This window comes from Bradyrhizobium cedriense (assembly GCF_054602315.1).
The window spans coordinates 423,522-441,837 of record NZ_JBTSWB010000004.1; the positions used below are offsets into that span (position 1 = coordinate 423,522).

The 18,316-nt window shown below is 63.9% G+C and carries 13 protein-coding genes; 6 read left to right on the forward strand and 7 right to left on the reverse strand.

Features of this window, described 5'->3' with window-relative positions; translation table 11 throughout:
• Positions 1-130: 130 nt before the first annotated feature.
• The 4 genes from ACYCVF_RS18660 to ACYCVF_RS18675 form a co-directional block, all read right to left on the reverse strand.
• Positions 131-2,998 (reverse strand): PAS-domain containing protein, encoded by a 2,868-nt coding sequence (locus ACYCVF_RS18660; RefSeq protein ID WP_459598700.1) that lies wholly within the window; start codon positions 2,996-2,998, stop codon positions 131-133.
• A gap of 228 nt (positions 2,999-3,226) precedes the next feature.
• A complete protein-coding gene (locus tag ACYCVF_RS18665; protein WP_459598702.1) occupies positions 3,227-4,102 on the reverse strand; it encodes an acyl-CoA acyltransferase in 876 nt (291 codons plus the stop codon).
• Positions 4,103-4,143: 41 nt separating this feature from the next.
• A complete protein-coding gene (locus tag ACYCVF_RS18670) occupies positions 4,144-5,124 on the reverse strand; it encodes an amino acid--[acyl-carrier-protein] ligase (RefSeq protein WP_459598704.1) in 981 nt (326 codons plus the stop codon).
• A gap of 57 nt (positions 5,125-5,181) precedes the next feature.
• A complete protein-coding gene (locus tag ACYCVF_RS18675) occupies positions 5,182-6,399 on the reverse strand; it encodes an acyl-CoA dehydrogenase family protein (RefSeq protein ID WP_459598706.1) in 1,218 nt (405 codons plus the stop codon).
• Positions 6,400-6,760: 361 nt separating this feature from the next.
• Between ACYCVF_RS18675 and ACYCVF_RS18680 the strand changes: the two genes are divergently transcribed.
• The 3 genes from ACYCVF_RS18680 (at position 6,761) to mtnA (ending at position 9,208) form a co-directional block, all read left to right on the forward strand.
• A complete protein-coding gene (locus tag ACYCVF_RS18680) occupies positions 6,761-7,033 on the forward strand; it encodes a phosphopantetheine-binding protein (protein ID WP_459598708.1) in 273 nt (90 codons plus the stop codon).
• A 174-nt stretch (positions 7,034-7,207) separates the two neighbouring features.
• Positions 7,208-8,083, forward strand: coding sequence for an S-methyl-5'-thioadenosine phosphorylase (locus ACYCVF_RS18685; RefSeq protein ID WP_459598710.1), 876 nt, complete (start codon positions 7,208-7,210; stop codon positions 8,081-8,083).
• 18 nt (positions 8,084-8,101) lie between these two features.
• Positions 8,102-9,208: an S-methyl-5-thioribose-1-phosphate isomerase gene (mtnA, locus tag ACYCVF_RS18690; RefSeq protein WP_459598712.1), complete on the forward strand. Its 1,107-nt coding sequence runs from the start codon at positions 8,102-8,104 to the stop codon at positions 9,206-9,208.
• A 143-nt stretch (positions 9,209-9,351) separates the two neighbouring features.
• Here mtnA and ACYCVF_RS18695 read toward each other — a convergent pair whose 3' ends face one another.
• Positions 9,352-9,987: an HAD-IA family hydrolase gene (locus ACYCVF_RS18695; RefSeq protein WP_459598714.1), complete on the reverse strand. Its 636-nt coding sequence runs from the start codon at positions 9,985-9,987 to the stop codon at positions 9,352-9,354.
• 109 nt (positions 9,988-10,096) lie between these two features.
• Here ACYCVF_RS18695 and ACYCVF_RS18700 point away from each other — a divergent pair, with 109 nt between their 5' ends.
• Together ACYCVF_RS18700 and ACYCVF_RS18705 are read left to right on the forward strand one after the other, a co-directional pair.
• Positions 10,097-10,855 carry a S1 family peptidase gene (locus ACYCVF_RS18700; RefSeq protein WP_459598716.1) on the forward strand — a complete coding sequence of 253 codons (759 nt, stop codon included), beginning with the start codon at positions 10,097-10,099 and terminating at the stop codon, positions 10,853-10,855.
• Between the two features lie 125 nt (positions 10,856-10,980).
• Positions 10,981-12,483: a flavin-containing monooxygenase gene (locus ACYCVF_RS18705; protein ID WP_459598718.1), complete on the forward strand. Its 1,503-nt coding sequence runs from the start codon at positions 10,981-10,983 to the stop codon at positions 12,481-12,483.
• A gap of 95 nt (positions 12,484-12,578) precedes the next feature.
• Here the strand turns inward: ACYCVF_RS18705 and ACYCVF_RS18710 are convergent, their stop codons facing one another.
• Both ACYCVF_RS18710 and ACYCVF_RS18715 read right to left on the reverse strand, forming a co-directional pair.
• Complete coding sequence (locus tag ACYCVF_RS18710; protein ID WP_459598720.1) at positions 12,579-13,505, reverse strand: response regulator; 927 nt, start codon at positions 13,503-13,505, stop codon at positions 12,579-12,581.
• Complete coding sequence (locus ACYCVF_RS18715; protein WP_459598722.1) at positions 13,489-16,860, reverse strand: hybrid sensor histidine kinase/response regulator; 3,372 nt, start codon at positions 16,858-16,860, stop codon at positions 13,489-13,491. The genes ACYCVF_RS18710 and ACYCVF_RS18715 overlap by 17 nt, the downstream gene beginning before the upstream one ends.
• 166 nt (positions 16,861-17,026) lie before the next feature.
• On the opposite strand from ACYCVF_RS18715, the gene urtA reads away from it, so the two are divergent.
• Positions 17,027-18,286, forward strand: a complete 1,260-nt coding sequence (gene urtA, locus ACYCVF_RS18720) for an urea ABC transporter substrate-binding protein (protein WP_459598724.1) — start codon at positions 17,027-17,029, stop codon at positions 18,284-18,286.
• The last annotated feature ends 30 nt before the right edge of the window (positions 18,287-18,316 follow it).

Below are 18,316 nucleotides of genomic sequence, written 5' to 3' on the forward strand. Positions count from 1 at the left end.
CGAGGAAGAAGAAAAGCGCATTGCGCAGGCTGGGTGCGGGGGCCGGACGACAATTGCGGCTGAGACGGCGCATGCGACAATTCGTCGTTTGGTCGCGTGCCGAGAGACGGAATTTGAGGGCCCGAAGCCCTCAGGCCACGCGCCGGACCATGTTCAGCCTTTCGATGGTGCGGCCGACCTCCGATGCGAGACATGGCTTGCCGAAATAGTAGCCTTGGACTGCGGTGCAGCCGCATTCGCGGACAAAATCGAGCTGCTCCTCTGTCTCCACACCCTCAGCCGTGGTCTCGACGCCGAGCACGGAACCGAGGCTTGCGATGGTTCGGACGATGGCAACGCTCTCCGGGCTTTCGCCGAGCGTGCCGACGAAGGAGCGGTCGATCTTGATACGGTCGAACGGAAACTTGCGCAGATAGCTGAGCGATGAATAGCCGACGCCGAAATCGTCGAGGCTGACGCGCACCCCTAGCGCGCGAATCTGGTGCAGGATCTCGATCGTCGCCTCGCTGTCATCGAGCAGCGCCGTCTCCGTGACCTCGAGCTCGAGCCGTTGCGGGGGCAGGCCGGCTTCCGCAAGTGCGCTCGTCACCATCGCCACCAGCCCGCGCGCGCGGAATTGCACCGGCGAGAGGTTCACCGCGACGGCGACGTCAGGCCAGGATGCCGCAGTAGCGCAGGCCGTGCGCAGCACCCATTCGCCGATCGGTACGATAAGCCCGTTCTCCTCCGCAATCGGAATGAACTCGGCCGGAGAGACCAAGCCGCGCGAGGGATGTTTCCAGCGAAGCAGCGCCTCGAAGCCGGTGAGCTCGGAGGAATCGAGCCGCATCTGCGGCTGGAACACCAGGTGGAATTCGCCTCCTTCCAGCGCGCCGCCCAGATCCTGTTCCAGCGCGTGGCGGCTGCGCGCCGCTTCCTCCATCTCGGGCTCGAACAGCTGATAGGCTCCGCGCCCCTTGGCCTTGGCTTGGTACAGCGCGAGGTCGGCGCATTTCATCAGCTCGTCGGCATCCAGGCCGTGGTCGGGGGCGATCGCGATGCCGACGGATACGCCGACATGGATCGACTGGCTTTCCAGCGGCGGCGGGTGACCGATGATCTCGACGAGGCGGCGGGCGAGCTGTTCGGCCGATTGTGGCTGCGTGCCGCGCTGGAGGACGGCGAACTCGTCGCCGCCGAGGCGGGCGACGGTGTCGTGCTCGCCGACATTCTCCTTCAGCCGCGCTGCGACCCAGCGCAGCAGGCGGTCGCCTGCGGCATGGCCGAGGCGGTCGTTGACGGTCTTGAAGTTGTCGAGGTCGAAGCAAAGCACGGCCATGGCGCCGCCGGCGATCGCGACCTGGTTCAGTCCCTCGCTCATCTTCTCGCGAAACAGGGTGCGGTTGGGCAGGTCGGTGAGCGAATCGTGCCGCGCCATGTGCGCCACCCGGGCCTGAGCCTTGTGGCGCTCGGTGACGTCCTCGTAGGTGACGACCCAGCCGCCATGCTCCATCCGCTTGTGATTGAGCTTGATGATGCGGCCGTCGCTCAAGTGCCGGTGCAACGTGTGCTCGCCCTCGCGCAACCTCTCGACGTAGTCGGCATAGAGCTTGGCGCCGGTCGTGTCCGGATGGTTGCCGAGCCCGCAACTGTGCTCCATGATCTCACGCATCGAAACGCCGGGCTTCACGATCTCCGGCGAAAGTCCGTACATCTCGATATAACGGCGATTGCAGACGATCACGCGCAGGCCCGAATCGAGCATGCACAGGCCCTGGCTCATGTTGTTCAGCGCGGCGTCGAAGCGGCGGTACTGCTCGCTCAGCTGCTCGACCGCGCGTTCGCGCTCGGTGATGTCCTCATAGGTGGCAACGAAGCCGCCCTCGGAGAGCGCGCAGTAGCGTACCGAGACCACGGTGTCGTTCGCCATGCGCCGGCGCATCGGCGAGGAGTCGCGAATCGCGATCATCGTGCGCGCGGCTTCGAGAAGCTGCTGCGGACTGTGCTCGGAGGAGAACGCACCGTTCGCCATCGATCGCTCGATCAGCTCGGCGAGATGCGTGCCGGGCCTGGTCTCCTCCGGCGACAGCCGGTAGATCTTGCGGTAGGTGGTGTTGCAAACCCGAAGGCGCATGTCGCTGTTGTAGAAGGCGAGCCCGTGCGCCATGTTCTCCAGCGCCGCGTCGAGCATGAAGTTCTGCTGCCTCAGCGTTTCCTCATATTGCAGCCGCTCCGTCACGTCCTCGTGCACCGTCACCCAGCCGCCGTCGGAAAGGAAGCGGGAGACCGCCTGCAACATCCGTCCGTCATAACGCATCACCAGCAGGGTTTTCGCCTTCCTGCGGCGGACGTCTTCCAGCCGGCTCTCGTGAAACTCGTCGCCCGACATGCCCGGCATGTTGCCGCGCGACATCCAGTGCTCGATCACCGTACAATGCGAGACGCCCGGCTTCACGATCTCGGGATCGAGGTCGTAGAGCTTCAGGAACCGTTCGTTGCAGACGACGACGCGGCTGTCGACGTCGTACATGATGAGCCCGTGAGACATGTTGGCGAGCGCATGCTGGCTGCGCTCGGTCTGCACGCGCAATTCCGCCTCGAGCCGGGCGAGGCGGCTGACATCGTCGCAGATCGTCATCCAGCCGCCGCCGGGGAGCGGCTTCAGCTCGAGCGACATCACGAGGCCGCTCGCAAGCCGCTGCTCTGTTCTGAACGGCTTGCCCGCGGCGATCTGCGCAATCCGCGCCGAGTACAGAGCGTCGATCTCGCTTTCCGGAAAGTTGCCGCGCTTTGCGCTGTGCGCGAGCACCTCGCGATAGCTCGTCCCGACCCGCACGATGTCGGAAGACATGTTGAAGAAGGAGAGGTAGCGCTGATTGACCAGCACGATGCGGTTGTGGGCATCGTAGACGCAGACGCCCTGTTCCATGTGGTCGAGCGCAAGCTGGCTGAGCGCAACCAGGGCCTTCGGGCCCTGCTCGCGGCTTGCACCAAGCTCATTCTCGCGGGTCGACGTCATGGAATCGGCGGGATCTCGGCGGCCAATAGACTTAACGCAACGTAATTCAGCTACCGAGGGTAGCGAAGAGGCCGGAAAATTCCCTTAAGTGCTGTAGTTTACGGAGCGTGACTGGCGATGCAGAGTCGCGTGCGCACAGACCTTTCAGCGTCGGGCTGGAGCGCAGCGCAAGCCTCGAAGGGCGACGGGCCCGACCGCGTCGCGGCCGTGCGGTGCCCATGAACCCACTTAAGGTCCGTACAGCACGAGTTCCGTATCGGTGAGATCGCCGAGTTGCGGCCGGTGCGGGCCCTTGAAATATTTGCGGCCGCGCCGCTCGGTATAAATGCCGACGAGGCCGGGAATCGGGCCATTGGAATCGACGGCCACCGAAACCTTGCCGAGCCGCAGCAGCAGCCGGCCGATGCGGCCTGCGCATTCGACATATTCCGTGGTGCTCCGGCAATAGATCAGCTTCATGGCGGGCGGCGCAATGAAGCCGCGGCGGATGCGCACCGGTTGCAGGATGAAGGGAAACGCTCCCTTCGGCGTGCGGCAGACGAGGCTGAGGCAATTGTAGCGCGCGTGCCGGGTCAGGAGCTCGGTCTCGGCTTCGGAAAGCCCCTTGATCTCCTTGGCGTGCGGAGGGATCACCTCGATCTCGCTCCAGCGCGAAACGCGCGCCAGTGCAGGGATCGAGAAGAATATGCCACAGCAATAGGTGCGAAAGCCCTGCGTCTCGATGATCGGCCAAGTCCACGGCGCCGGGCTGATGTTGAAATAGGTGACGTCCTTGTGCCGCTGGGCGATCTTGGTCAACAGCGGGGCGTAGTTGCGGTAGGCCGGGTCGACATACCAGCTCGACAGGTTGCACCGGATGACGGTCTCTTCGCCGTCCTTGCGTGCCGTGTAGATCAAGAGCAGCACGCCGACCGGTGTGCCGTCATCGTCGAGCATGTAGCCGAAGCGCGGATAGCCCTCCGGCACGGGGCGAAAGGCCTGCCGGCGCAGGCCCTGAATCCAGTATTCGCGCGAACGCCCGACGAAGCCGCGCGTCAGCAAGTCCGCGATCTTGTCGACGTCGGACTCGGTGATTTCGCGGCATCGAACCTTGGTGTGGATCACGCTCGTCTTGCCCGTGGAAATGTTCGGCCTCGTGAGTTGGGTTAGCGCCAGCCTTCGCCGTGGGCATCGGCCGCAACATGCGGCTGCAGGCCCAGGACGTCCCGCACCTTGGCGGGCCAGGCGGAAAGATCGGTGCCGTGGGTGTGGAACATGGCGACGGCCAGACGGTCCATGCCGAAGGCGACGCAGCCGGTATGGGCCGGCTCGCCATCGGCGTCCCGAATCCCCCAGGTCGTGCCGAAATGCTCGCGGTGATAGTTGAAGCTCATGCACGCGGTCGGCTGCTCTTCCGAGCGCAGCGGAATCAGGAGCTCGAACTTGAGCTGCTGCTGCTTCTGGCTCACCGCCTTCATCTGGCCGACCCGGCCGAAGAAAGGATCGCTGGCGTAGTCGACGCGGAAGGTGAGGCCGAGATCGCGGGCGATCGCCTGCGCGCGCACCATCCAGCGCTCGCGAAAGTCGGCGACGTCCTCGGGGCTGCCGATGCAGACATATTCGCGCATCCGGAACGATTGCAGCCGGTCGAGATGCTTCGACGGCTCACGGCGGAAGCAATCCGCGGCGACGTCGAAGCGCAGGCCGCCCTTCGGCAATTGGCCACGGCTCGCCGCGATGGGGTAGACCGGATAGCAGGCAGCCGGTGACAGCACGAGATCGGCGGGGGACAGCGAGCTCGTCCAGTCGCCGCCGGCGTCGAAGCGGCTCACCGCGGCGTTGATCTCGCGCTCGGTGCCGTGCAGGCCGCAGACGCAGCCGAGCAGGTTGGGAAAGCTCTTCAGATACCCCGATTTTTCCAGCTGGGCCCGGCTCATGACCGGCGGGAAGCGCATCACCTCGGTGCCGGATTCGCGATGGCTGGTGATCAGCGCGGCGAGCTTCTCGACAATGCCCTCGTAGAGCGCGGTGCGGGCGTAGACGCCGTCGGCGCCCATGCGATGGAACAGCTTGTCGGCGAGATGATCGAGCGGATCGATCATCTGCGGTGCGGTGGCGGGCGAGTCGGGAAGGACGGCAATGTTCATGGTTCGATACCCTGCTATCTCAAAAATTGTTCTTGTTGATTCAGCTGCCGAGGCCTTTCAGTCGCGAAGGCTTGTCGGCACCCCGCTCATCAGTGTCGATGTCGCGGCATTGGCCAGGATGCGGTCGTTGTTGATCATGATCGGCGACGACAGCACGTCGCGCAGATGACGGCCCATGGTGAACTCGCCGTCGTTGCGGTAGCCGGAAAGGCCCGCGGTGCGCATCGCATGCATCACGGTCTCGACCGCGAGCTCGGAAGCTTGCACTTTCAGCAGCGTGATGGAGGACTGGAAGTCGAGCGAGGCGAGCGCGCGCTCGTCATGCTCGGCGCGGGCGAAAGCTTCGATATTGGCGGCGATCAGCGCGCGCAGCTTGGCCAGCGACATCTTGGCGGCGGTGAAATGCGCCGCAGCCGGTGGCATCTGGCCGCCGGAAGAGCGTGCCGCCTTGCGGATGAACGCCTGCGCGCGGGTCACCGCGGCGGCGGCAATGCCGGCCCAGGCCGACGACCAGCACAGATGCGCGAACGGCGTCATGGTCTGGGCGTGGATCTTGTCATAGGATTCCGGGAAGACGCGGTCGGCGGGGCAGTCGACCTTCAGCTCGAACCCGGTCGAGCATGTGCCGCGCATGCCGAGCGTTTCCCAGCCCAGGGTCCGCTTCAGCGAATAATCGTCCTTGGCGAGCGCAAGCAGGACCTGGTCGGAGGCAGCTGCATCGGTGGCGCGGCGGGCGATGGTGACGAGGCCATCGGCTTCGGCGCCGTAGGAGATCACGGTGGCGTCGCGCACCAGCGAGACGGTGTCGCCGGCATGATCGACCGCGGCGGCACTCGCGCGGATGTTGCCGCCATTCTGACCCTCGGTGGTGGAGGAGGCGAGCAGCCACTGGTCACGCGCGACCCGGCGCATCATGGTCTCCATCCAGGGAATCCCATGGCCGTGCCGGATGACGCAGGCGACCTTGGTCTGGTGCATCGCGTAGATCATCGCCGTGGAAGCGCAGGCGCGTCCGAGCGTATAGCAGATGTCGGTGACGTCGTAGATCGAGGCACCGAAGCCGCCGAATTCGACCGGAATCATCACGCCGAGCAGTTTCTGCTCACGCGCGACCTCGAAGGCCTTGTGTGGGAAACGCGCGTCGCGATCGACCCCGTCTGCGTCGGCCGCCGCAGCGGCGGCCGTCCGGGCGGCACGCTCGATCAGGGAGGGGCCCTGCTCGAGGAAGCTTGTCTGCATCTCGTCGACAGTAAGGACCGCTTCACGCACGTTCATACTCGTCCGCCTCCGGTTTGCCGTTCGAGATCGCCGGCACCATTCGCGATGCCGCTTGAAGCGATCCTCCAGCCATCTTTGCTTGTGAGAAGGAGGCTACGGATTTAATTCAAATTCGTCGATGAAATAGAGGGTAAACAAAATCGAATTCCGGACGAACAGTTAAGGGCCGGTTGTTCGCACTGCCCGATTTTCCAGCATCACGTTAGGACTTCCGGAAGAAGCCTGAATTCCAGACAATCTGAGTCATCGTTTACTAAGAAACGCGAAGTAATGGTGACGTCCATTGCAGGACCGGCAAGCCGTGCCCATCGTAGCCGGCAGTTGGGTCCGACCTCGATAGACAGATGGGAAATTACCGATGCAGGCCTTCAATAACGACGTGCGCGATCGCATCATCAAGCTGGTGAAGGGCATCCTCCAACAGAATTCGCTCGCAGCAGACGTCACACCGTCGGCCAAACTCGTCGACGCCGGCCTGACCTCGATGGACATGGTCAATCTCATGCTCGGCGTCGAGGCCGAGTTCGATTTCACCATCCCGCAATCCGAGATCACGCCGGAGAATTTCCAGTCCATCGAGACGCTGGAGCGGATGGTTGCAACCCAGCTGCGGCCGGCGACCGCGGCATAGATCAGGCGTCATTGCCCTTCTTCCATCGTCGCTGCGTTCGCAGGGACGACGCTGAGCGTGAGGCCGCGTCATCGCTCCTCACGGCGCCTCCGCTTCAAACACACCCGTTCCAAATCCGCCGCAAAACTGGCATAGCTTAACCATGTCACAGGTGGCGGACAGGTTGGAGCAGGCATGACGCAGGCGGTATTGGGTATCATCGGCGGCTCGGGCATCTATGACCTTCCCGGCCTCGAGGGTGCGCGCGAAGAGGTGATCAACAGCCCCTGGGGCGAGCCGTCTGCGCCCTTGCGGCGTGGCTCCATCGCCGGTTTGCCGATCGTGTTCCTGCCGCGGCATGACAAGGGCCACCGGCTGTCCCCCTCCGACATCAACTATCGCGCCAATATCGACGTGCTGAAGCGGGCCGGTGTCACCGACCTGATCTCGCTGTCGGCCTGTGGTTCCTTCAGGGAGGAACTGCCGCCCGGCACCTTCGTGCTGGTCGACCAGTTCGTCGATCGGACCCACAAGCGCGAAAGCTCATTCTTCGGCAAAGGCTGCGTCGCGCATGTGTCGATGGCGCATCCGGTCTCACCGCGGCTGCGCATCCATCTCGCGGCGGCGGCTGAATCCGAAGGCATCGCCATCGCGCGCGGCGGCACTTATGTCTGCATGGAGGGACCGCAGTTTTCCACTTACGCGGAAAGCATGACCTACAAGACCCTTGGCTATTCCGTGATCGGCATGACCAACATGCCCGAGGCCAAGCTCGCGCGCGAAGCGGAGATTTGCTATGCCACCGTCGCAATGGTGACGGATTTCGACTGCTGGCATCCCGACCACGATGCGGTCACCGTGCAGGACATCATCCGTGTGCTGACCTCGAACGCGGACAAGGCAAAGGCGCTGGTGGCACGATTGGCGAGGGATTTTCCGCGCGAGCACGAGGCGTGCCCGATTGGTTCCGACCGTGCGCTCGACACCGCGCTGATCACGGCGCCCGAGGCGCGCGATCCGGAGCTTCTGAAGAAGCTCGATGCGGTGGCCGGGCGCATCCTGCGGGCGTGATGTGAAAGGCAGAATGCCATGAAGGTCGACGGCAAGCATTTCCGCAGCATCTGGCGCGAGCGTGACGGCTGGTCGGTCGGCGCGATCGACCAGCGCAGGCTGCCGCATGAATTCGTCATCGCGCGTTTGACCTCGTGCAAAGACGCCGCGGTTGCCATCCGCGACATGCTGGTGCGCGGTGCGCCGCTGATCGGCGCGACCGCTGCCTACGGCATGGCCCTCGCGATGCGCGAGGACGCGTCCGACGCCGGGCTGAAACGGGCCTATGACACGCTCGTCGTGGCGCGGCCGACCGCGATCAATCTGAAATGGGCGCTGGACGAGATGCGCGCGACGCTCGCGCCGATCGACCCGCTCGAGCGCGCGGAAGCCGCCTATGCGCGCGCCGACGAGATCGTCGAGCAAGACGTCGAGATCAACCGGGGCATCGCCGGGAACGGTCTGAAGCTGATCGAGGCGATCGCCGCGAAGAAGCCGGGCGAAACGATCAACGTGCTGACCCACTGCAACGCCGGCTGGCTCGCCACGGTCGATTGGGGCACGGCGACGGCGCCGATCTATCTTGCGCATGAGCGCGGTCTCAAGATCCATGTCTGGGTCGACGAGACCCGGCCGCGCAATCAGGGCGCCTCGCTCACGGCTTGGGAGCTCGGCCATCACGGCGTTCCGCACACCGTGATCCCCGACAATACCGGCGGCCACCTGATGCAGCACGGCATGGTGGATCTCGCCATCGTGGGCACCGACCGCGTCGCCGCCAATGGCGACGTCTGCAACAAGATCGGCACCTATCTGAAGGCGCTGGCCGCCCATGACAATCGCGTGCCGTTCTACGTAGCGCTCCCGTCGCCGACGATCGATTTCGCCGTCGATGACGGCATCCGCGACATCCCGATCGAGCAGCGCAGCGGCACTGAAGTCACCGACATGACCGGCCGCACCGCCGACGGAAGGCTTGAGACGGTGCGCATCGTGCCGGAGAACTCGCCGGTCGCGAACTACGCGTTCGACGTGACGCCGGCGCGGCTCGTCACTGGCCTCATCACCGAACGCGGCGTGCTGAAGGCGGATCGTCACTCGCTGGCGGCTGCATTCCCGGAGCGGGTTTCCGCCGCGGCGGAGTAGATGGGCAAGCAGTCTCTTGCCACATCCGACATCGCGGACGCAGCGAAAGCAATTCAGAAACCTCTGCGGTCACGGTCTCGATTGCTTCGCTGCGATTGCAATGACGAGCTTGTCGATGGGCGGCGCACCCTGTTGTGGACAGGTTAGCTCAACTTCAGTCCCGTCGCCGCCTCGAGCTCGGCGATCGCCTGCGCGCCGCTCGTGACCTTGATCGTGGTCATGCCCATCTGACGTGCCGGCTTCAGATTGACGCCGAGATCGTCGAGATAGATGCAATTGTTCGGATCGACCTTCAGCGTCTCGACCATCATCCGGTAGATGCGCGGGTCAGGCTTGCGCAGTCCGATCTTGGCGGATTCGATGACGTGATCGAACAGCACCATCACTTCGGCGATGTAGAGGGAGCGTCCCGTCATGCTGCCGATGGCGTTCGCCGGCAGATTGTTGGTGATGCAGCCGGTCTTGAATTGCGCCTTGATGCGCTTTAAGGCCTCGACCATCTCGGGCCGCAGATCGCCCTGGAGCAGCGGCAGCACCTCGCGTCCGCGGACCTCGGCGCCGAGCGCCAGTGATTCCGCAGCGAACAGGCGATCGAAAGTGTCGATATCGACCTCGGCCCGCTCGAACCTGGCCCAGGCGTTTTCCAGATGGTTGGCGGCATTGGTCCGCCGGATGATGTCAAGGGGCAACCCGCGCTCGGTCTCGAACCGCGCGAACGCCTCGAACGGGGAACTCGTCAGCACGCCGCCGAAATCAAAAATAACAGCCTCGATAGCCAATGGTCTGCCCTCGTCAGTTCTTTGCCAAGACGGCTAGCATGCGGTATCGGCAGGGGCCAGTCCGAAGCAGTCCCGAATCTTCGCCAACTCGATCGCCAAGACGTATTCCATGAAGAAGCCTGCCGCGTTCATCGTAGCCGCGCTGCTGCTCGCCACGCCTGCCCAAGCCATCGTCGGCGGCGGCACGCCGCAGGCCGATGGTGTCGCGCGGGCCGTCGTCACCATCGTTGGTTCGCGGGGCAATTTCTGCACGGGCAGCCTGATCTCCCCTGGGGTGGTGTTGACGGTCGCTCATTGCGTGCAGCCCGGTGCCGACTACAAGATCGTCGATCGCGGTGCCGACGGCCAACCGCAATTGCTGAACGTCCGCACCGTCGCGATCCATCCGAACTTCAACATGCAGGCGATGCAGTCGCACCGCGCCACCGCCGACGTGGCGCTGCTGCAACTGGAAATTCCACTCAAGGGAAAATTCGCGGTGAGGGTCGGAATGCCGACCATTCCAATTCAGGTAGGCAGCCGCTTCGTCATTGCCGGCATCGGCGTTACCGTGCGCGGTGACGGCAAGAGCGGCGGCACGACGCGTGTTGCCGGCCTCGTTGCCACCGGGCAGCCCGGCACCCTCCAGATTCGCCTGGTCGATCCCGTAACCAGCGGTGTTCGCGACGGAATTGGCGCCTGCACCGGCGATTCCGGCGGCCCCGTATTCGAGGACAAGCCGAATGGTCCCGTGCTCGTCGGTCTCATCAGCTGGTCGACAGGGCCGAACGGCGCCGCCGGTTGCGGCGGATTGACCGGCGTCACGCCGCTCACGCTCTATCGCGACTGGATTTTGCAAACCGCGCGGAGCTGGGGTGCGGTGCTGTGATTTGACCGCGGCTTGATCTATGTCATTTTGCAGTGGAAGCGCGGCGGGCGAAACTGCCCGTCGCGGAGGAAACGCGCCGTCCGGTCAAGGGCGGCCACAAAAACAAGCAAGGCATAGAAACAACAATGAATGTCGCTGTTCGCAGTCACGCCACGGCCAAACAGGCCTCTGAACATTTCGACGTGTTGATCGTCGGTGCCGGCATCTCCGGCATCGGCAGCGCCTATCACCTCAGGAAGCAGCTGCCGGACACGAGCTTCGTCATTCTGGAGACGCAGGCGACTTTCGGCGGCACCTGGACCACGCATCGTTATCCCGGCATTCGTTCGGACAGCGACCTCCACACTTTCGGCTATCGCTTCAAGCCCTGGGTCGGGCCGCCGATCGCGACCGCCGAGGAGATTCTCGCCTACATGAATGAGGTGATCGAGGAGAACGATCTGGCAAAGCACATTCGCTACAAGCACAAGATCAGTTCCGCGACCTGGTCGAGCGAGCAGAATCTGTGGACCATCGAAGCGGTAACGACCGACACCGGAGAGGCCAGGACGTTCACCGCGAACTTCCTCTGGATGTGCCAGGGCTATTATCGCCACTCCGAAGGCTACACGCCGCAATGGAAAGGCATGGACAACTTCAAGGGCCGCATCGTCCATCCGCAGACATGGCCCGATGACATCGACCTCACGGACAAGAAGGTCGTCGTGATCGGCTCGGGCGCGACGGCGGCGACGCTGGTGCCGAACGTCGCGGACAAGTGCGCGCATGTCACCATGCTCCAGCGCTCGCCGACCTTTTTCCGCCTCGGCCGCAACGCCATCGAGATCGCGGAAGAACTGCGCCGGCTTCAGGTTGAAGAGACTTGGATCCACGAGATCGTGCGGCGGAAGATCCTGTTCGAACAGGATGCGTTCACGAAACTTTGCATGTCCAAGCCCGAGGAGGTCAAGAAGGACCTGATCGGCCAGATCAGCGCAGTCCTGGGTCCCGACTACGACGTCGAGACCCACTTCACGCCGAAATACCGCCCGTGGCGGCAGCGCATCGCCTTCGTGCCGGATGCCGATCTGTTCAAGGGTATTGCCAGCGGCAAGGCATCCGTCGTGACCGACGAGATCGAATGCTTCGTCGAGAACGGCATCCAGCTCAAGTCCGGCAAGCTGCTGGAGGCCGATGTCATCGTCACCGCGACCGGGTTCAATCTCGCCGCGCTCGGCGACATCGAATTCGAGATCGACGGCAAGCCGCTCGCCTTCGGCGACACGGTCACCTATCGCGGCATGATGTTCACGGGCGTTCCGAACATGGTATGGGTGTTCGGCTACTTCCGCGCCAGCTGGACGCTGCGCGTCGACCTCGTCGCCGATTTCGTCTGTCGGCTGCTCGGACACATGAAGGCAAAGGGCGCGAAGAAGGTCGAGGTGAAACTGCGCCCCGAGGACCACAACATGCCGATCCTGCCCTGGATCGATCCGGAAAACTTCAACCCCGGCTACATGATGCGCAACATGGACCTGTTGCCCAGGCGCGGCGAGAAGCCGGAGTGGCAGCACAGCCAGGATTACTGGACCGAGAAGGACGAGATCCCGAAGACGGATCTGGACGACAAGGCGTTCGTTTACGGGTGAGAGCGTTCGTAGGTGAAGGGTCGTGTGGCGGGCGGTGCTCGCCACATACTCCGCCGTTTGCAGGATTGGTGGCGTCCCAACTCACTCTCGGCAGATCACGAATTCCGCCTCGTCGCATTCGCCGCAATGGCCGCGGCCGCCGTCCGGTTCTCCACGCCGAGCTTGGCGTAGATCTGCTCCAGATGCTTGTCGACCGTGCGCGGGCTGAGACCCAGGATTTGCGCGATGTCGCGGTTGGTCTTGCCCTTGCTGAGCCAGGCCAGCACCTCTCCCTCGCGGGTAGTGAGGCCGAGCTCGCTGGTGAATTCGGGTGGCAGCGCCGTGCCGGATTCCCTGGAGAGCCGAAGCAGGAACTCGTTCGGCGCGGTCTCGCCCATGTAGAAGAGCCGGAGTTGAGGATTGTCGGGCAAGGAAGCCGCCTGAGACTTCGAGCTGCCCTTGGCCTTGGCCTGTTCCAACCATTGCAGCAGCGGCGGCGGCAGGACGAAGTCGTCGGCCTGTGCGCCGTGATGGTCGGACAGCAGTTTCTGCGCCTGCGGAGTCGCCCAGAGCACGTTGCCCCCGCGATTGACCGCAAACAGGAAGCGGCCGGAGACGTCGAGCGCCGCGCGCGCGCTCTGGGTCAGCCGTGCATTGCCGAGATGGACGCGGATGCGCGCCAGCATCTCCTCGATCACGATCGGCTTGGTCACGTAATCGACGCCGCCGGCCTCCAGTCCGCGCACGATGTGCTCGGTCTCGGCGAGTCCCGTCATGAAGATCACGGGGACATTGGCAAGTCCGGCATCGCGCTTGAGCCGGCGGCAGGTTTCGAAGCCGTCGATGCCGGGCATCACGGCATCGAGCAGAATGATGTCGGGGGTGATCTGGTCGACGATGCGCATCGCCGCGGCGCCGTCGAGCGCGACCATCACCGTCATGCCGGCGCCGTCGAGCGCGTCGGTGAGCAGCCGCAGTGTTTCGGGAGAGTCATCGACAACGAGCGCAACGTCGCGCTTCTTCGACTCAATGCTCATGCGCATGCAACGTCTTCAGTGTGTCCATGTATTGGTCGAAGTCGAAGCGATCGACCAGCGACCGCATTTGTGCGACGAAGTCGGCATGTTCCGGATGCTCGCTGCCGATCTCGTCCAGCTTCAACTGGATGCCCTTGACGTAGCCGATCTGGCCGAGCCCGATCAGCGCCTCGATGTGCCGCACCGGCGGCTTCGATCCGGTCTCCGGATGCCAGAACGGCACCACGACCTCTTCCGAGCCGTATTGCCATTCGATCTTGAGCAGCTGACGGATCGTTTCCAGCAGCCGCGGGATGTCGATCGGCTTCATCAGATAGCCGTCGTGGAATGGTTGCGCCAGCGGCGCGCCGTGGGCCTCGAGCGCACTTGCCGAGACCATCAGGATGCGCGCCTGATGATGGCCGCTCGCGCGCAAGGCTTCGGCCACGGCCCAGCCGTCCATGGTGGGCATCGAGATATCGAGCAGGAACAGGTCGGGCCGGCAATGCTGCGCCAGCGCAAGGCATCCGGCACCGTCGGGCGCGCTGAGCAGGATGAAACCGAGCGGCGTCAGCACCTCGCGCAGGAGGTCGCGATGAACAGGGTCGTCGTCGGTGACGAGGATGGTCTTGCGGGCGCCGTGATAGCCCGAGACCGGAGCTTCGACCGGCGCAATGCGCTGGGGATTGGTGACCTCCGACAGCAGGATCTTGACCTTGAACGTCGAGCCGGTGCCGACCGTGCTCGTGACCTTGATATCGCCGCCCATCACGCCGGCGAGCAGGCGGCTGATGGTCAGGCCGAGCCCGGTGCCGGTCTGCGGCTGCGAGACGCCGAGCGCGCCGCGCTCGAAGGGTGCGAAGATGCGTTCGAGATCGTCGCCCCGGATGCCCGGGCCGGTGTCGATCACCTCGAACTCGGCAACTGGGCTGCGATAGTGCACCACGAACTGCACGCTGCCCGTCTGGGTGAACTTGATGGCGTTCGAGAGCAGGTTGATCAGCACCTGACGCAGCCGCTTCTCGTCGGCATAGACCACGCGCGGCAACGACGCCGGTCGCCTGAATACGAAATCGATGCCCTTGGCTGCGGCCTGAAGGCGGAACATGCCGACGAGCTGATCGAGGAATTCGCCGAGGCGCACCTCGTCACGCGATAGATACAGCCGGCCCGCTTCGATTTTGGAGATGTCCAGGATGCCGTCGATCAGGCCGGAGAGGTGGTCGGCGCTGCGGCGGACGACGCGAACCTGGTCGCGCGGCTTCGGGCCCAGCGTCGTATCCTGCTCGAGCAGCTGCGCATAGCCGCTGATCGCATTCAGAGGCGAGCGCAGTTCATGGCTCAGGCCCACCACGTAGCGGCTCTTGGCCAAATTGGCGGACTCGGCGACTTCCTTGGCGCGTTGGAGCTCGGCGTCGGTGCGCTTGTGCGCATCGATCTCCTGGATCAGAAGCGCCGTCTGGCGTCGCGTCTCGGCCTCGGCGGCGCGGCGGCTCTGCTGCGCCAGCACGAACAGCCAGGCGACCACGCCGATGATGATGCTGAGCGAGAAGAACACCTTCCACAGCACGTCGGACACGAGCTCGTTCTCGCCATGCACGCTCGCCGACGTCTGCAGATAGATCAGTCCCAGCACCAGGGCGACGAGGCCGGCAGAGACCACGAACACGCCCATGTAGTGGCCGAGCTGCGAGTTGATCCGGGCATAGATCGGTCGCGGCATCAGCCTGCCCAGCGTCTCTGCCACCTGCGCCTGGATCCGTGCATGCGGCTTGCAGAGGTCGTGGCAGCGCGCGTCCAGCGAACAGCACAGCGAGCAGATCGGCCCCGCGTAAGCGGGACAGGAGGCCATGTCTTCCGGCTCGAACGAGTGCTCGCAGATGCAGCACTGGATCGCTTCGATGTTCTGCCAGCTCCGCTTCGGCTTGCGCGCGATGTAGTACTTGCCGCCTGTGGCCCAGGCGATCGCCGGCGCGGTCAGGAACGCCGCCGCGAGAGCGATGAAGGCTGACAGCGCCTTCGCGGTAGGCCCGAACAGGCCGTAAAAGGCGCTGATGGAGACGATGGTTGCGATCGTCATCGCGCCAACGCCGACCGGATTGACGTCGTAGAGATGCGCGCGCTTGAATTCGATCTGCTGCGGCCGCAATCCAAGCGGCTTGTTGACGACGAGATCGGCGACCAGGGCGCCGACCCAGGCGATCGCGACGTTCGAATAGAGTGCCAGCGTCTGCTCGAGAGCCTTGTAGACGCCGATCTCCATCAACAGCAGCGCCACGATGACGTTGAAGACCAGCCAGACCACGCGTCCGGGATGGCTGTGGGTCAAGCGCGAGAAGAAATTCGACCAGGCGATCGAGCCGGCATAGGCGTTGGTTACGTTGATCTTGACTTGAGACAGGATCACGAAGGTGCCGGTCAACGCCAGCGCGAGCTCGGGCTGGGACAGCACATAACGGAACGCTTCGAGATACATGTGTGCCGGCTCGGCGGCCTCCTCGGGCGGCACGCCGTGACTGAGCGCGAAGAAGGCGAGAAACGAGCCGGCCAGGAGCTTCAGCGCCCCCAGCACGATCCAGCCGGGTCCAGCGCTCATCAGCGCCATCCACCAGGAGACCCGCGAGCCGCGACGGTCGCGCGGAAGAAACCGCAGGAAGTCGACCTGCTCGCCGATCTGCGCCACCAATGAAAATACGACCGAGGCGGCAACGCCGAACAGCAACAGATCGAAATGTCCGTTGAGATCTCCGTGCTGGCCCGAGAACTTGCGCCACTCCGTGAAGGAGTGCGGGTTGTGCCAGGCGATCGCCGCGAACGGAATGATGTGGAGGAACACCCATAGGGGCTGCGTCCACAATTGGAAGCGGCTGATCAGCGTGATGCCGTAGGCCACCAGCGGGATGATGACGACGGCGCTGATGAGATAGCCGACCGGCCGCGGAATCCCGAAGCACATTTCGAGCGCGGAGGCGAGGATCACGGCTTCGATTGCAAAGAAGATGAAGGTGAAGGACGCGTAGATCAGCGAGGTGACTGTCGAGCCGATGTAACCGAAGCCGGCGCCCCGCGTGAGCAGGTCGATGTCGATGCCGCATTTTGCGGCATAATACGCAATGGGCATGCCGCAGCAGAAGATGATGACCGAGACCACGAGGATGGCGGCAGTCGCGTTGGTGACGCCATAGTTCAGGGTGATGGTTCCGCCGATCGCCTCCATGGCCAGGAACGAGATCGCGCCCAGCGCCGTGTTGGCGACGCGGGCGGCGGACCAGCGGCGCGCGCTCTTCGCGGTGAAGCGAAGCGCATAGTCCTCCAGCGTCTGGTTGGCGACCCATTGATTGTACTGGCGCCTGACGCGGTCTATTCGCTGCCGCCCTGCCACTTGACCCCACTCCCGATACGGCCCGAGCCCTCGCAAGTTCCGTACCAAAAGCCTACGTCGGCATTTTGCGGTGCAGTATACGCGATCTTGCGTATGCTTGGGTTGCATAGATCCGAGCCATCCTCACGGCACCAATCGCGTGTTCTCGAACAAAAGTGGGGTGCTCATGTCAGACGAAGAAAACAAGGGCCTGTTGTCGCCGCTGCGGCGCAAATTGTTGATGGGGATGGCGGCCGTGCCGGCCATCACCATGCTGCCGCGGGCGTCCTTTGCGCAGGCCCCGGCGACCTCGGCGGTCAACACCACGGGTCTTGCGGTCACCGACACCGAGGTGACGGTCGGCATCCTGCATTCGGCGACCGGCACCATGGCGATCTCCGAAACAGGCTCGATCGAGGCCGAAAAGCTCGCGATCGAACAGATCAACGCCGCCGGCGGCGTGCTCGGGCGCAAGATCAAGTTCATCCAGGAGGACGGCGCGAGCGACTGGCCGACCTTCGCCGAAAAGGCCAAGAAGCTGCTGGTCAACGACAAGGTCGCGGCGATCATGGGGTGCTGGACGTCGGCGTCGCGCAAGGCCGTGCTACCCGTCATGGAGCAGTATAACGGCATGCTCTACTACCCGACCTTCTACGAGGGCCTCGAGCAGTCCAAGAACGTCATCTACACCGGCCAGGAGGCGACCCAGCAGATTCTCGCCGGCCTGAACTGGATCGCCAAGGAAAAGGGCGCGAAGACCTTCTTCTTCATCGGCTCCGACTACATCTGGCCGCGCACCTCGAACAAGATCGCGCGCAAGCACGTCGAGAACGTTCTGAAGGGCAAGGTCGTCGGCGAGGAGTACTACGCGCTCGGCTCGACCCAGTTCAACTCGGTCATCAACAAGATCAAGTTGACCAAGCCCGACGTGATCTTCACCGACGTCGTCGGCGGCTCCAACGTCGCCTTCTACAAGCAGCTCAAGGCCGCCGGCATCGACCTCGCCAAGCAGCCGCTGCTGACGATCTCGGTGACCGAAGACGAAATCGACGGCATCGGCGGCGAGAACATTGCGGGTGCGTATGCCTGCATGAAGTACTTCCAGTCGCTCGACAATCCCAACAACAAGGCCTTCGTGTCCGCGTTCAAGAAGATGTGGGGCGAGAAGACCGTGATCGGAGACGTCACCCAGGCTGCCTATCTCGGCCCGTGGCTGTGGAAGCTGACGGTGGAGAAGGCCGGCTCCTTCGACATCGACAAGATCGCGGCGGCTTCGCCCGGCGTCGAGTTCAAGGGTGCGCCGGAAGGTTACGTGCGCATTCACGAGAACCATCATCTCTGGTCGAAGACCCGGGTGGGGCGCGCCAAGCTGGATGGCCAGTTCGAGCTGATCTACGAGACCGCCGATCTCGTCGAGCCCGATCCGTTCCCGAAGGGCTACCAGTAAGAAGCGCTCCTGGTCGCGCATTCTTCCAAA